The organism is Jeongeupia chitinilytica (assembly GCF_014652315.1).
Taxonomy (GTDB): domain Bacteria; phylum Pseudomonadota; class Gammaproteobacteria; order Burkholderiales; family Chitinibacteraceae; genus Jeongeupia; species Jeongeupia chitinilytica.
In genome coordinates, this window is sequence record NZ_BMYO01000002.1 from 195,878 (window position 1) to 211,377 (window position 15,500).

Consider the following 15,500-nt stretch of genomic DNA (forward strand, 5'->3'; position numbering starts at 1 on the left):
GCCGGCTTCGTGCCGGCGTTTTCGCTGTTGCGGGCGAGGCGGCGTTTGCCGCATCGATGGCAATTTGTGCCGGACGGTCATTGTGCCCGAAGCGAATCGTCATGATCGCGTGGTAGAATCTACGGTTTACCCAATCCTTCGCAGCATTCCATGACCCGCGCCCTTCGCAATATCGCCATCATCGCCCACGTCGACCACGGCAAGACCACCCTGGTTGACCAACTCCTGCGCCAATCCGGCACCTTCCGCGACAACCAGCAGGTTGATGAACGCGTGATGGACTCCAACGATCTTGAAAAAGAGCGTGGCATCACGATTCTGGCCAAGAACACCGCCATCGACTACGAAGGCACCCACATCAACATCGTCGACACCCCGGGGCACGCAGACTTCGGCGGCGAAGTGGAGCGCGTACTCGGCATGGTCGATGGCGTGCTGCTGCTGGTCGACTCGGTCGAAGGCCCGATGCCGCAGACCCGTTTCGTGACCAAGAAGGCACTGGCGCTGGGCCTGAAGCCGATCGTCGTGATCAACAAGGTCGACCGTCCGGGCGCGCGTCCGGACTGGGTCGTCGACCAGACCTTCGACCTGTTCGACAAGCTCGGCGCGACCGACGAACAGCTCGACTTCCCGATCATCTACGCGTCGGGCCTGAACGGCTTCGCCAAGCTCGACCTTGCGGCAGAATCGGACAACATGCGTCCGCTGTTCGACGTCGTGCTCTCGCACGTACCGACCCCGCCGGGTGATCCGGAAGCGCCGCTGCAGCTGCAGCTGTCGGCACTGGACTACTCGACCTATACCGGCCGCCTGGGCGTCGGCAAGGTCGTCAACGGCCGGATCAAGCCGGGCCAGCAGGTTGTGGTGATGAACCACGAAGAGCAGGTCGCGTCGGGCCGCATCAACCAGGTCCTGGGCTTCAAGGGGCTGGACCGCGTGCCGGTCGACAGCGCCGAAGCGGGCGACATCATCATCATCTCGGGTCTGGACGACATCGGTATCGGCGTCACGATCTGCGACAAGGAAAACCCGATCGGCCTGCCGGTACTGGGCGTGGACGAGCCGACGCTGAACATGGACTTCATGGTCAACACCTCGCCGCTGGCCGGTACCGAAGGCAAGTTCGTCACCTCGCGCCAGATCCGCGACCGTCTGACCAAGGAACTGCTGACCAACGTCGCGCTGCGCGTCGAAGACACGGCCGATGCCGACATCTTCCGCGTGTCGGGCCGTGGCGAGCTGCACCTGACCATCCTGCTGGAAAACATGCGTCGCGAAGGCTTCGAAATGGCCGTGGCCAAGCCGCGCGTCGTTTACAAGGAAATCGACGGCCAGAAGTGCGAGCCGTATGAAAACCTGACCATCGACCTGGAAGACGAACACCAGGGCGGCATCATGGAAGAAATCGGTCGTCGCCGCGGCGAGCTGACCAATATGGAATCGGATGGCCAGGGCCGTACGCGTCTGGAATACCACATTCCGGCACGCGGCCTGATCGGCTTCCAGTCCGACTTCATGACCATGACCCGCGGTACCGGCCTGATGAGCCACGTGTTCGACGACTACGCGCCGGTGAAGCCGGACATGCCGGGCCGTCACAACGGCGTGCTGATCTCGCAGGACAACGGCGAAGCCGTGGCCTACGCGCTGTGGAAGCTGGAAGACCGCGGCCGCATGTTCGTCTCGCCGGGCGACAAGCTGTACGAAGGCATGGTGATCGGCATCCACAGCCGCGACAACGACCTCGTCGTCAACCCGATCAAGGGCAAGCAGCTGACCAACGTCCGTGCCTCGGGCACCGACGAAGCGGTGCGCCTGACCACCCCGATCAAGCTGTCGCTGGAATCGGCGGTCGAGTTCATCGACGACGACGAACTGGTCGAAATCACCCCGGTCTCGATCCGCATCCGCAAGCGCCACCTGCAGGAACACGAGCGTCGTCGTGCTGCCAAGGCCGAAAGCTGATTCGGCATCGCCCGACAAAACGGAGCCCGAGCGGCTCCGTTTTTTTTGCCCGTCTGTCGTGTCCGCCGCGACGCCTGCCGCCGGCTGCTTGTCCGCCACTCCGACCCGTCTTATCGTTTTCCGCGACCGGTTTTGAGGCCGGCAATCACAAAGGCGCTGGACGCCGGGGATGGAGAGAGCGATGAAAACGATAAAGGGCGCGGCATTTGCCGTGCTGTTGGGCTTGAGCGTGCTCGGCCATGCAGCCTGCCGCGGCGACTGGGCCGAGGGCAATACCTACACCGCCGGTGATACGGTGGTTTACAACGGCGTGGTCTACACGGCGCGCAGCACCCATACCGCCTATGTCGGCACCGGCTGGAATCCGGCCGCAACGCCAACCTTGTGGTCGGTCGGCGGGACTTGCGGCGTAACGCCGACCCCGACCCCGACCCCGACACCCTCGCCAACGCCAACGCCAACGCCGGTACCATCGCCGACACCGACACCGACACCGACACCGACACCGACACCGACACCGACACCGACACCGACACCGACACCGACACCGACACCGACACCGACACCGACACCGACACCGACACCGACACCGACACCGACACCGACACCGACACCGACACCGACACCGACACCGACACCGACACCGACACCGACACCGACACCGACACCGACACCGACACCGACACCGACACCGACACCGACACCGACACCGACACCGACACCGACACCGACACCGACACCGACACCGACACCGACACCGACACCGACACCGACACCGACACCGACACCGACACCGACACCGACACCGACACCGACACCGACACCGACACCGACACCGACACCGACACCGACACCGACACCGACACCGACACCGACACCGACACCGACACCGACACCGACACCGACACCGACACCGACACCGACACCGACACCGACACCGACACCGACACCGACACCGACACCGACACCGACACCGACACCGACACCGACACCGACACCGACACCGACACCGACACCGACACCGACACCGACACCGACACCGACACCGACACCGACACCGACACCGACACCGACACCGACACCGACACCGACACCGACACCGACACCGACACCGACACCGACACCGACACCGACACCGACACCGACACCGACACCGACACCGACTCCGGGCGGCTGGGTGCTGCAGAACACCTTCGAGAACGACACCGTGGGCCTGTATACCGCCTCGGCGTTCCAGTCCGACTGGGGAATCGCACCGGGCGAGTCGACCGGCGTCGCCGCAGGGCGGCTGTCCATCGTCGGTGATCCGGACAACCTGGCCAACAAGGTGCTGCGTGTCACCTACAAGGCCGGCCAGATCGGCGGCAATTCGGCCATGACCTTCGATGCGCCGCTCGGCGGCAACTACGGCCAGCTGTGGCTGCAGTACAAGCTGCGTTTCGACAATGCCTTCACCTGGGTCAAGGGCGGCAAGCTGCCGGGGCTGGGCGGCGGCGATACGCCGACCGGCTGCATCCAGAACGGCACGTTCGACGGCTTCACCACCCGGCTGATGTGGCGCGAGAACGGCGTCGGCTTCAGTTACCAGTACTACCCGGGCAAGAAGGAGGAGTGCGGCGACTATTACGCTGTGGCGACCAAGTTCAAGCCGGGCGTCTGGTACACGCTGACGCAGCAGGTCGTGCTGAACGACGCCGGTCAGGCCAACGGCCAGTTCCGCCAGTGGATCGACGGCAAGCTGGTGCTGCAGCAAAGCGGGCTGCTGCTGCGCAATGCCGCGGCGGTTGGCGTGTCGGCAATCAAGATGGACACCTTCTTCGGCGGCTCCAGCACCGACTGGGCGCCGGCCAGCGACCAGTACGCCTACTTCGACGACTTCCGCGTCTCGACGGCCAGTCCGCTGGCGCTGGTCGACACGCTGAAGACGCCGCCGCCGTACAACGATCCGATCGTCGGCTACAGCCAGTGGCAGACCGGCAAGACCTATGCGCAGAACAGTCTGGTGTTCCGCATCGACGGCAACGGCGTCTACCACTACTACAAGGCACGCGGCTACATCGGTACGAACGTCGATCCGCTCGCAAACGGCTTGCTCGACGTGTACTTCCAGGTGTATTCGCCGGTTCGCCTCGACAACGGGCAGAAATGGATCGAGCTGACCGAGCCGTGGCTTTGACCCGGGAACCATGAACAACAAACCCGCCATCGGCGGGTTTGTTGTTTGGGTCTGACATTCACCCGCGATGCACGGCCAGCGGTCCGTTGGCCTGGCAGACCGGCATCAGCTGAATGTTGTTGATGTTGACGTGTGCAGGGCGGCTGGCGACCCAGTAGACCGTGTCGGCGATATCGTCGGCGGTCAGCGGCTGGACGTTCTGGTACACCGCGCTGGCCTTGGCATCGTCGCCGTGAAACCGCACGTTGGAGAACTCGGTCCCGCCACACAGGCCCGGCTCGACATTGGTCACGCGTACCGGCGTGCCGAGCAGGTCGGCGCGCAGGTTGTAGCTCAGCTGGTGGACGAAGGCCTTGGTCGCACCGTAGACGTTGCCACCCGGATAGGGCCATTCGCCGGCGGTCGAGCCCAGATTGACGACATGGCCGCGGCCACGCTCGACCATGCCCGGCAGCAGTGCGCGGGTGCAATAGACCAGACCCTTGATGTTGGTGTCGATCATCCGCTCCCAGTCGTCGAGATCGGCACGCTGCGCCGGTTCGAGTCCGAGTGCGAGGCCGGCGTTGTTGACCAGCAGATCGACCGCAGCGAAGTTGGTGGGGAGGACGGCGAAGGCGGCTGCGACCGCGTCTCGGTCGGTCACGTCGAGCTGCAGCGGCAGCAGTGTCGGGCCGAGTTCCGCTGCTAGTGCCTCGAGGCGGTCGATCCGCCGGGCCGTTGCGACGACGCGATGGCCTTCGGCAACGAAACGGCGAGCGATGGCCTGACCAAATCCGGCGCTGGCGCCGGTGACGACGACGATCATGGCTTTCTCCTGCATGAACGGGCCTTTCAGGGTGCGCCAAACAGGGCATTGCGGCAACAGACAATCCTTGGCGTTTTTGGCCGGCGCAGTTGCGTATCCCGGGCGGCGTGACAGAACGCGTAGTAAGATTTACGCCATCTCACCATCTTTGCGACATCATGCCCGCACATGACGAGGCCTCGGCCAAGGTCCGGCTGGACAAGTGGCTCTGGGCCGCGCGTTTCTTCAAGACCCGCTCGATGGCCACTGAAGCGATCGACGCCGGCCACGTGCATCTGAATGGCGACCGGGCCAAGCCGGCGCGGACCGTCAAGGCCGGCGACCGGCTGCGCGTGCTGGCCGCACACGGCGAGTTCGAGCTGGTCGTGCTGGCCTTGTCCGACCGGCGTGGCCCGGCCGAAGTGGCGCGCACGCTCTACGAGGAAACGCCGGACAGCGAAGCGAGGAGGGCGCAGCAGGCGCTCGACCGCGAACTGGTACCGACGTTCGAACACCCGCTGTCCAAAGGCCGGCCGACCAAGAAATGGCGGCGGCAACTCCATGACTTTTCGCGCAAGCAGCAAGGCTGAATCCCATGTCGTTCGATGTCTCGGTAGCACCCATCTACCTGCTGTGCCGGAATGCCGCTTACGTTGAAACGATCGTCGGGCAGCTGTCGATGTACGGTCTGCGGGCGACGGCCTTTGCCCGCGCTGCCGCGCTGCTGGCCGCGATACACGGCGAGGCACCGCTGGTGGTGCTGGTCGATGAAGCCGCCTGTGACGACATGGCGCTGCCGCAGCTGTTGCCGATGATTGCCCGCCTGCACGAAGGCCCGCTGGTCTACCTGTCGCTGCCGATGGCGGCGCAGGAACAGATCGAGCTGGCCCGCGCCGGCGTGACCGATTTCCTGCCCAAGCCGTTCGATGGCCACCGGCTGATCGACCAGATCGACCGGATGCTCGAGGCCCGTTCGCCGCAGCCGGCGCGGGTGCTGATCGTCGACGACTCGGAAACGCTCGCGCACTGGGCGAGCAACGTGCTGACGATGGCGGGCATGCGCGTGCGCAGCGTCAAGAATCCGCTCAAGGTGCCGCAGCTCATCGCACTGGAAAAGCCGGAACTGATCCTGCTCGACATGTACATGCCCGAGTGCACCGGCGACGAACTGGCGCGGGTGCTGCGGCAGAATCCGGCGTTCGACGGCATTCCGATCGTCTTCCTGTCGAGCGAAACCCAGCGGGGCCGGCAGCTGACGGCCCGGCGCATGGGGGGCGACGATTTTCTGGTGAAGAACAACGACCCGGACGAGCTGATCGACATTGTCGCGATGATGGTCGACCGTTACCGCCGCCTGCGCGAACTGATGAGCCGCGACAGCCTGACCCGGCTGCTGAACCACACCCACCTGATCGAGCGACTGCTGCAGGAGGTGGCGCGCGCCCACGAGACGATCCACCCGCTGTCGTTCGCGATGATCGACATCGATCATTTCAAGTCGGTCAACGACCGCTACGGTCACGCCGTGGGCGACCGGGTGATCAAGAGTCTGGCGCGGCAACTGCGACAGGCTTTTCCCGGCGCCGATCTGGTCGGCCGCTACGGCGGCGAGGAGTTTTCGATCATCTTCCCGAATACCTCGCTGCTTCGTGCGGCGCAGCAGGTCGACGAGCTGCGGCTGGGATTCGGTGAGTTCCGGCATCTCTGCAGCAATGGCGAACCGCTGGCGCTGTCGTTCAGCGCCGGGGTCGCCCAGCTCGGCAACGGCATGCAGGCCGAACAGCTGATCGAAACCGCCGATGCGGCGCTCTACCAGGCCAAGGCGGCCGGCCGGAACCAGGTCGGCTTGGCGCGATAAAAGGAAAATCATGTCCGCTCTGCACTACCGCATCCGCCCGGCCGATCTGGCCGGTCACTACTTCGATGTCACGCTGACGATCGCCGAACCGGCCGCCGACGGCCAGATCGTCTGGCTGCCGGTGTGGATTCCCGGCAGTTACCTGATCCGCGAGTTCGCGCGCAATATCACCGGTATTGCCGCGTATAGCGGCAAACAGCCGGTCGAGCTGCGGAAGCTCGACAAGCACCGCTGGCAGGCCGCCCCGGTCACCGGACCGCTGACAATCGAGTACCGCGTCTACGCCTTCGACCTGTCGGTGCGGGGGGCTTACCTCGACGAAATGCGCGGTTTTTTCAACGGCACCAGCGTCTTTCTGGCCGTCGCCGGTCAGGAGTCGCAGCGGTGCGAGGTCGACATCGCGGCGCCACGCGGCGAGGCCGCTAGGCAATGGCGCGTGGCAACGACGCTGCCGGCGGTAAAGGTCAAGGACAGCGGTTTTGGCCGCTATCGTGCGCGCAACTACGACGAGCTGATCGATCATCCGGTCGAACTCGGCACTTTCGATCAGGAGACCTTCAAGGCTTGCGGTGTCCCGCACGACGTCGTCATCGCTGGTCGGCACCGGACCGATTTCAAGCGACTGAAGAAAGACCTGAAGAAAATCTGCGAAGCGCAGATCAGGCTGTTCGGCGAGCCGGCGCCGTTCGAGCGCTACCTCTTCATGACCATGGTCACCGGCGACGGCTACGGCGGACTTGAACACCGTGCCTCGACCGCACTGATCACCAGCCGCCCGGACCTGCCGCTGGCGCACGAAACCGAGCGCAAGGCCGGCTACATCCAGTACCTCGGCCTGTGCAGCCACGAGTATTTCCACAGCTGGAACGTCAAGCGCATCAAGCCCGCCGCGTACGCGCCGTATCCGCTTGATCGCGAGGCGTATACGCGGCTGCTGTGGGCATTCGAGGGCATCACGTCCTACTACGACGACCTGATGCTGCTGCGCGCCGGCATCCTGACGCCGCAGCAATACCTCGACCTGCTGGCGCAAACGCTGACCGGTGTCGAGCGCACCCCGGGGCGCCGGCAGCAGACGCTGGAAGAGGCCAGCCTCGATGCATGGGTCAAGTACTACCGGCAGGACGAAAACAGTCCGAACGCACTGGTCAGCTACTACACCAAGGGCGCGCTCGCCGCGCTCTGCCTTGATCTGACGATCCGCCAGCGTACCGGCGGCGTCAGGAGTCTCGATGACGTGATGCGCGCACTGTGGCAGCGCTTCGGGCGCGATTTCGACCGGCAGGGGCTGGGCGTCGGCGAAACCGAATGGGAGGCCGTGGCCAGCGAGGTTTCGGGCGTTGATCTCAAGGCGTTTTTCGATCAGGTACTGCGCTCCACCGGCGAACTGCCGGTGGCCGACCTGCTCGATGCGTTCGGTGTCGACGTACAGCAGCGGCCGCCGCTCGGAGGCAGCGACAAGGGCGGATGGCGCAGCGGGACGATCGTGGCCGGCGTCAGCATCGGTGCACGCATTGCCGCCGATCCGGCCGGCATCAAGCTGACCCAGGTCTTCGACGACGGTCCAGCCAGGGAGGCGGGGCTGGCTGCCGGTGATGTGCTGATTGCGTTCGACGGCCTGCGCACCAGCGCCTCGAACCTCGACAGTGCACTGTCGGGCTATCCGGTCGGCAGCAAGCTGGTCGTGCATGCGTTCCGTCGTGACGAACTGATCGAGCGGACGCTGCAACTGCAGGCGGCCAGATCGGACACCTGGGGGCTGCGCTTGCGCGACGAGACGGCCGGCTCGCTTCGCTTTGGATGGCTGGCGGTTTGAATTAAGTCTTTGGTAAGTTATTGCGACCGCGTATAAATTGAGGAAGTAGCTCAACACGGACGACCGCATGTACTTGCCCCTGCCCGGCTCGGGCTGGTTTTACAGCCTGCGCAACCGAATCCTGTTCGTCTTCCTGCTGATCGCACTCGGCGTCAGCAGCGTCGGTGCGGGTTACGTGTACCGGCTCAAGGCGTCGGCAATCCGTTCCGGCATTGATGAACGCCTGCGCTCGGCAGCCATCGCTGCCGAGCGCTTGCTGCCGGCGAGCCTGGCGCCACGAAACATCCTGTTCGGCGACGACGAAGCGCAAGATCCGGCCCGCTTGCAGGCCGCGATGGAGCGCTATTGCCGCCTGACCGGTGTGGATGCGCTGGGTTTTTATGCAATTGCCGGCAAAGTGCCGCGGCTGGTTGCCGGAGCCAGCGTCAACGCCCTGGCGAACAGCCGCATTCCGGTCGAGATGTTCGATGTCGGCGCAGCAGTCGACACGACGCAGGTCGCACAAACCCGCATCCAGGAGCAGGTGGCGCGGGTACTGTTCTTCCCCGGATCGTCCGGCAACGGCACGCCACGCTACGGCATCGCGGTGATGAGCGCCGATGACGGGTTCGAGCGCGCATTGCAGGCAGCCGGAATGCAGGCTGCCGTCGGTGGCGGGCTGGCGTTTCTGCTCGGCGGTCTGGTTTCCTGGCTGCTGGCAGGCTGGCTGGCGGCGCCAATCACGGCCCTGCTGGCCGCAGTGCGGCGCATGCGTGGCGGCGACTACAGCGCACGGCTGCGCTTCAAGGGAAAGGGCGAGCTCATCGAGCTGGCCGACAATTTCAATGCGATGAACGAGGCCGTTGCCGAACGCGAACGGCTGATTCTGCGGCAGGCCTTCGAGGACGGGCTGACCGGCCTGCCGAATCGTGGCCGCATGCTCGAGCTGATGCAGGCGCACATCGTCAGTGACGGTTCGCCGTTTGTCGTGCTGCTGATCGACATCAACCAGTTCAAGTACGTGAACGACTACCTCGGTTACCAGACTGGCGATGCCATGCTGGTGGCGCTGGCGCGACGACTGTCCGGGCTGATGCACCAGCGCGGCGAGCTTTGCGCCCGGCTGCCCGGCGACGAATTTGCACTGCTGTTTCCCGACACGCTGATCGGCGCTCTGCCGAGGCTGATGACGCGACTGGAAGCCGCACTGGTCGATCCGGTCATTGTCAGTGGTCAGCGGCTCGACCTCAGTGTCGGCATTGGCGTGGCGGCCTACCCGGAGCACGGCGACACGGCGGAGCTGCTGCTGCGGCATGCCGAAGTCGCGATGTACCTTGCCAAGCGCGATCACGCGGCGTACGCGATCTACTGTACCGAGACCGAGACGCATCGCCGCAACCGGACCGCCTTGCTCGCCGATCTGCGCGAAGCCATCGACGGCGGCCAGTTCCGGGTCCATTACCAGCCCAAGGCGCTGCTGCGGGACGGTTCGGTGAACAAGGCCGAGGCGCTGGTGCGCTGGACGCACCCCGAACGCGGCTGGATCACGCCCGACGAGTTCATCCCGTTTGCGGAGCAGACCGGCAGGCTGAAATCGATCACCCACTGGGTGCTCAACGAAGTCGTCGGCCAGCTGGCGCGCTGGCACGACAGCGGCCTGACCCTCTGCGTGTCGGTCAATGTCGGCATGAGCGACGTCGAGGACGACGCCTTCGTGGCCTTTGTCGATCGTGTGCTGCGGCAGCATCACGTCGAGCCGGCACAACTGTGCCTCGAGATTACCGAGACCGGCATGATGCATCGGCCGCAACAATTGCTCGTCAATCTGGACCGGTTGCGCCAGTTGGGCGTGTCGCTGTCGATCGACGATTTCGGCAACGGTTACTCGTCGTTCGGCTACCTCGCTCAGATGCCGGTGCACGAACTGAAAATCGACCGGACCTTCATCGAGCGACTGGAACACAACTTCGAGAACATCTCGATCGTCCGCTCGATCATCGAGCTTGGCCATATCCTCGGTCTCGACGTCGTCGCCGAAGGGGTCGAGACGCAAGCGATCTGGCAGGCGCTTGCGGTGATGGGGTGCGACGAGGCGCAGGGCTATCTGATAGCCAGGCCGATGCCGGCCGACGAGCTGGCCCACTGGCTGGAAAAGGGCTTCGACATGCCACCGGCGGTGCCGAACATGGCAACGGTGCTGTCGACCTGAATCTGGTGCCAACGGTCCGGCACCGCATCCGGACGCGGATCTGCAACAGGTCTAGACGTCACAACCTCGTAATAAGCGCTGCCTAGAATCCGCTGCGATTTCCCACCCCCCACAAGGATCGCAGCATGAAACTCGTCAACCGTCTCGCCTTCGGTCTTGCCTGCGTATTTGCCGGCAGCGCGTTCGCCGACACCACGCTGACCGTCTACACGGCGCTGGAAGCCGACCAGCTCAAGGCCTACCAGCAGAAGTTCGAAGAAGAAAACCCGGGCATCAAGATCAAGTGGGTGCGCGATTCGACCGGCATCATCACCGCCAAGCTGCTGGCCGAAAAAGCCAACCCGCAGGCCGATGTGGTGATGGGCGTTGCCGCCTCGTCGCTGCTGGTGCTCGAGAAGGAAGGCATGCTGCAGGCCTACGCGCCCAAGGGCGTCGACAAGCTGTCGAAGGCCTACGTCGATTCGGCCAACCCGCCGGCCTGGGTGGGCATGGACGTCTGGGGGGCGACGATCTGTTTCAACACCGTCGAAGCGGCCAAACTGGGTCTCAAGAAGCCGGAAAGCTGGCATGACCTGACCAGGCCCGAGTACAAGGGCAAGATCGTGATGCCGAACCCGGCGTCGAGCGGCACCGGCTACTTCGACGTCTCGGCCTGGCTCAAGGTCTTCGGCGAGAAGGACGGCTGGACCTATATGGACAAGCTGCACGACAACATTGCCCAGTACACGCACTCGGGTTCGAAGCCCTGCAAGCAGGCGGCGGCCGGCGAGTTCCCGGTCGGCATCTCGTTCGAGTACCGTGCGGCCAAGCTCAAGGAAGGCGGTGCACCGATCGATCTCGTGTTCCCGAAGGAAGGTCTGGGCTGGGACGTCGAAGCCACGGCGATCATGAAGGGCACCAGGAACGCCGATGCGGCGAAGAAGCTGGCCGACTGGTCGGCATCGCGCTCGGCCAACGAGCTGTACGAAAAGAACTTCGCCATCGTCGCCATGCCGGGTGTCGCCAAGCCGAACGCGCACATTCCGGGCAACTACGAACAGCTGCTGATCAAGCAGGACCTGAAGTGGTCGGCGACCAACCGCGACAAGATCCTGGCCGAATGGACCAAGCGTTACGACGCCAAATCCGAACCGAAGAAGTAAATCGGGACCGGCTCAGCAGACAGCCCCGCAATGCGGGGCTGTTCCGTTTCCGGCACGGGCGCCAAAGTCGTCTAGACGTCATGGGCGCGTAATACAGCCCGTCTAGAGTGGCGCCATGTCTGAACGGAACGGAAACATCATGGCCCTCGACTGGCTGGCACTGGAAAACCTGCTGCGACATCAGGCAGGTGCGCTGTATGGTGGCGAAGCCATTTCGCAGCTGGCGCATGCATTGCAGAGCGCCGAATGCGCCGAACGCGACGGTGCGCCGGCAGCGTTGATCACCGCGGCGCTGTTGCACGACATCGGCCATCTTGTCGCGGAACAGGGTGATGACGATATCGCCGACGGCATCGACGACCGGCATGAGCAGGTAGGTGTGGCTGCGCTGAAAACGCTGTTTGCCGACGACGTCATCGCGCCGATCGCACTGCACGTGGCCGCCAAGCGCTACCTCTGCGCGGTCGAGCCGGGCTATCTGGCCGCGCTGTCGGCCGCGTCGCGTGCATCGCTGGCGCTGCAGGGCGGCGTGATGGACGGACTGGAAGCCGATCGCTTCGCCGCCAATCCGCATGCAAGGGCGGCGGTTGCGTTGCGGCGCTGGGACGACGAAGCCAAGGTGGCCGGCAAGACGACGCCACCACTCGCCCATTTCCTCGCCATCGCCCGCAGCGCGGCGCGTGCCACGGCAGGAGCAGCGCAATGAACCGCGACTGGCAACAGACGAGCGGTACCGTGGCCGATGCCTTGCGCATCGAGCGGGTCGCCAAGCGTTTCGGTGCATTCACGGCGCTCGACGGTGTTTCGCTGTCGGTGAAGAAGGGCGAGTTCCTCTGTCTGCTCGGTCCGTCGGGCTGCGGCAAGACGACCTTGCTGCGCATCATTGCCGGACTGGAGGCCGCCAGCGACGGTGCGCTGTTCATGACCGCCGGCGAGTCCGAACGCAACGTGACGCGGCTGCCGGCATCGCAGCGCGACTACGGCATCGTGTTCCAGAGCTATGCGCTGTTTCCGAACCTGACCGTCGCACAGAACATCGCCTACGGCCTCAAGGGGAGGCGCGAGGACAAGGCGCTGCGCGTGACCGAATTGCTGGCGCTGATCGGTCTGCCCGGCGCCGGGTCCAAGTATCCGGCACAGCTTTCCGGTGGCCAGCAGCAGCGCATCGCGCTGGCGCGGGCGCTGGCGACAAGCCCGTCGCTGCTGCTGCTCGACGAGCCGCTGTCGGCGCTTGATGCCCGGGTGCGCGAGCACTTGCGCCGCGAGATCAAGGCGTTGCAGCAGAAGCTGGGCGTCACCACGATCATGGTGACCCACGATCAGGAGGAGGCGCTGACGATGGCCGACCGCGTGGTGGTGATGAACCACGGTGTGGTCGAGCAGATCGGTACGCCCGAGGACATCTATGCGCGACCGGCAAGCCGCTTTGTCGCCGGCTTCGTCGGCCAGTCGAACTGGCTGGCGGCGACGTCGGCCGGGGTCGGTCAGGTGCTGCTGGGCGATGCGCTGCTTGGTGCGACCGTGACGCCGCCACGACCGGACGGCCATCCGCTCGAACTCTTCATCCGTCCCGAGGACGTCCAGCTGCACGCAAACTGGAGCCCGGCCGAAGCGCAGGTCGCCAACACCGCGCTGGCCCACGTGCGAAAGATCGAACTGCTCGGTGGTTTCTACCGGATTGCGCTGTCGGTGCCCGGCTGGGGCAGCCAGCCATTGCTGGCCGACGTCAGCCGTGGCGAATTCGAGCGGCTGAACCTCTCGCCCGAACGTCTGGTGCCGGTGTCACTGCCCGCGAACCGCCTGCGTGCCTTTGTGCCTGCCGGTGCGGCATCGGCTGGAGCGACAGCATGATCGCGCTGCGGGCGCGGGCGCGGGCGCGCATTGCGCCGGAGCGAAGCCAGTACGCCGCCGCCGGCCTGCTCTGGGCACTGGCCGCAGCACTGGTGGTGTTTCTGGCGCTGCCGCTGGCCGCCATCCTTGGCAAGGCGCTGAGCGGCGACGACGGCCATTTTGCCGGGTTAGCGCAGTTTGTCGCGATTGCCGGGGGCGAGCGTTTCTGGAGCGCGGTATCGAACAGCCTGGCCGTATCGGTGACGACGACGCTGATCGTGCTGCCCCTGGCCTATGTATTTGCCGCGGCGCTGACGCGGACGCGCATGCCGGCCAAACCGCTGTTCCGCGCGCTCGCGCTGATTCCGCTGCTGGCACCCTCGTTGCTGCCGGGCATTGCGCTCGTCTACCTGTTCGGCAATCAGGGCGTGCTGAAGGGCTGGTTTCCGGACGGCAGCATCTACGGCTTTTCGGGCATCGTGATCGCCGAAGTGTTCTTCACGTTTCCGCATGCGCTGATGATCCTCGTGACGGCGCTGTCGGTTGCCGATGCACGGCTGTACGAGGCGGCAACGGCGCTCGGGGCCGGCCGCATCCGCCGCTTCCTGACCGTGACGCTGCCGGCGGCACGTTACGGCCTGATCTCGTCGGCCCTGGTCGTGTTCACGCTGGTCATCGTCGATTTCGGTGCGCCCAAGGTCATCGGCGGGCAGTACAACGTGCTCGCGGTCGAGGCCTACAAGCAGGTGATCGGCCAGCAGAACTTCCCCAAGGGCGCCGTCATCGGCGTGCTGCTGCTGCTGCCGGCGGTACTCGGATTCGTGATCGACCACCTGCTGCAGAAACGCCAGCGGGCCCTGCTCACCGCGCGAGCGCAACCGCTGGTGGTAAAGCCGAATGTCTGGGTCGACGGGCTCGGCGTGCTGGCATGCACACTGATCGGTGCAGCCATGCTGCTGATCCTCGGCACCGCGGTTGCCGCGGCCTTCATCAAGCTGTGGCCGTACAACCTGACGCCGACACTGGCGCATTTCGACTTCGACAATATGGATGGCGGCGGCTGGGCGGCATTCTTCAACAGCGTGAAGCTGGCGCTGGCGACCGCGTTGTTCGGCACGCTGACCGTGTTCGGCGGTGCCTATCTGGCCGAAAAGACGCCAGTCGCACCGGTTGCGCGGCAGCTGGTGAGGATGCTCGCCATCCTGCCGATGGCGGTACCCGGTCTCGTGCTCGGGCTGGGCTACATCTTCTTCTTCAACGATCCGGCCAATCCGCTGCACTTCCTCTACGGCTCGATGACGGTGCTGGTGCTGTGCTCGATCGCGCACTTCTACACCACGGCCAACCTGACCGCGACCACGGCGCTCAAGCAGCTCGACGCCGAATTCGAAGCCGTCGCGGCGTCGCTCAAGGTGCCGTTCTGGACCACGCTGTGGCGGGTGACGCTGCCGGTGTGCCTGCCGGCGATGCTGGATATCGCCCGGTTCTACTTCGTGTCGGCGATGTGCACGGTGTCGGCGGTGATTTTCCTCTACACGCCCGATACGGTGCTGGCTTCGGTCGCGGTGCTGAACATGGATGACGCCGGCGACACCGCCGCCGCCGCCGCGATGGCGACGCTGATCGTGGCGGTGTCGGCCCTGGTCTGCCTGGTGTTCAGCCTGACCGCGTGGTGGCTGGGCCGCAAGACGCAGGCGTGGCGGACGCGTTGACGGCAGTTTGGCCGGGGCGGTGCCCCGGT

Annotated in this window: 11 protein-coding genes and 2 pseudogenes; 12 read left to right on the forward strand and 1 reads right to left on the reverse strand. The window is 65.0% G+C overall.

From position 1 onward, the window contains the following. The first annotated feature begins 150 nt into the window (after positions 1-150). The 4 genes and pseudogenes from typA to IE097_RS03995 form a co-directional block, all read left to right on the forward strand. Positions 151-1,965, forward strand: a complete 1,815-nt coding sequence (gene typA / locus IE097_RS03990; RefSeq protein WP_189458855.1) for a translational GTPase TypA — start codon at positions 151-153, stop codon at positions 1,963-1,965. A gap of 181 nt (positions 1,966-2,146) precedes the next feature. Beyond that, positions 2,147-2,293: pseudogene (locus IE097_RS19580) on the forward strand (carbohydrate-binding protein); the annotation flags it as partial. A gap of 74 nt (positions 2,294-2,367) precedes the next feature. Further along, the gene (locus IE097_RS19655) at positions 2,368-3,270 is read left to right on the forward strand and encodes a hypothetical protein (RefSeq protein WP_505735616.1); all 903 of its coding nucleotides are present in this window, start codon (positions 2,368-2,370) and stop codon (positions 3,268-3,270) included. Positions 3,271-3,295: 25 nt separating this feature from the next. After that, positions 3,296-4,141: pseudogene (locus tag IE097_RS03995) on the forward strand (polysaccharide lyase); the annotation flags it as partial. Between the two features lie 58 nt (positions 4,142-4,199). Here IE097_RS03995 and IE097_RS04000 read toward each other — a convergent pair. Next, a complete protein-coding gene (locus IE097_RS04000) occupies positions 4,200-4,946 on the reverse strand; it encodes an SDR family oxidoreductase (RefSeq protein WP_189458857.1) in 747 nt (248 codons plus the stop codon). Positions 4,947-5,104: 158 nt separating this feature from the next. Between IE097_RS04000 and IE097_RS04005 the strand changes: the two genes are divergently transcribed. The 8 genes from IE097_RS04005 to IE097_RS04040 all read left to right on the forward strand — a co-directional run bounded on the left by IE097_RS04005 (position 5,105) and on the right by IE097_RS04040 (position 15,471). Then, positions 5,105-5,515, forward strand: coding sequence for an RNA-binding S4 domain-containing protein (locus IE097_RS04005; RefSeq protein ID WP_189458858.1), 411 nt, complete (start codon positions 5,105-5,107; stop codon positions 5,513-5,515). 5 nt (positions 5,516-5,520) lie between these two features. Next, positions 5,521-6,783, forward strand: a complete 1,263-nt coding sequence (locus IE097_RS04010; protein WP_189458859.1) for a GGDEF domain-containing protein — start codon at positions 5,521-5,523, stop codon at positions 6,781-6,783. 10 nt (positions 6,784-6,793) lie between these two features. Then, the gene (locus IE097_RS04015) at positions 6,794-8,599 is read left to right on the forward strand and encodes a M61 family metallopeptidase (RefSeq protein ID WP_189458860.1); all 1,806 of its coding nucleotides are present in this window, start codon (positions 6,794-6,796) and stop codon (positions 8,597-8,599) included. A 67-nt stretch (positions 8,600-8,666) separates the two neighbouring features. Next, entirely contained in the window at positions 8,667-10,787 is a 2,121-nt protein-coding gene (locus IE097_RS04020) for a putative bifunctional diguanylate cyclase/phosphodiesterase (protein WP_189458861.1), read from the forward strand. A 125-nt stretch (positions 10,788-10,912) separates the two neighbouring features. Next, entirely contained in the window at positions 10,913-11,929 is a 1,017-nt protein-coding gene (locus IE097_RS04025; RefSeq protein ID WP_189458862.1) for a putative 2-aminoethylphosphonate ABC transporter substrate-binding protein, read from the forward strand. Between the two features lie 139 nt (positions 11,930-12,068). Continuing rightward, positions 12,069-12,635: a phosphonate degradation HD-domain oxygenase gene (locus tag IE097_RS04030; protein ID WP_189458863.1), complete on the forward strand. Its 567-nt coding sequence runs from the start codon at positions 12,069-12,071 to the stop codon at positions 12,633-12,635. Beyond that, entirely contained in the window at positions 12,632-13,780 is a 1,149-nt protein-coding gene (locus IE097_RS04035; RefSeq protein ID WP_189458864.1) for a putative 2-aminoethylphosphonate ABC transporter ATP-binding protein, read from the forward strand. The genes IE097_RS04030 and IE097_RS04035 overlap by 4 nt, the downstream gene beginning before the upstream one ends. Next, the gene (locus IE097_RS04040) at positions 13,777-15,471 is read left to right on the forward strand and encodes a putative 2-aminoethylphosphonate ABC transporter permease subunit (RefSeq protein WP_189458865.1); all 1,695 of its coding nucleotides are present in this window, start codon (positions 13,777-13,779) and stop codon (positions 15,469-15,471) included. The genes IE097_RS04035 and IE097_RS04040 overlap by 4 nt, the downstream gene beginning before the upstream one ends. Positions 15,472-15,500 lie beyond the last annotated feature (29 nt).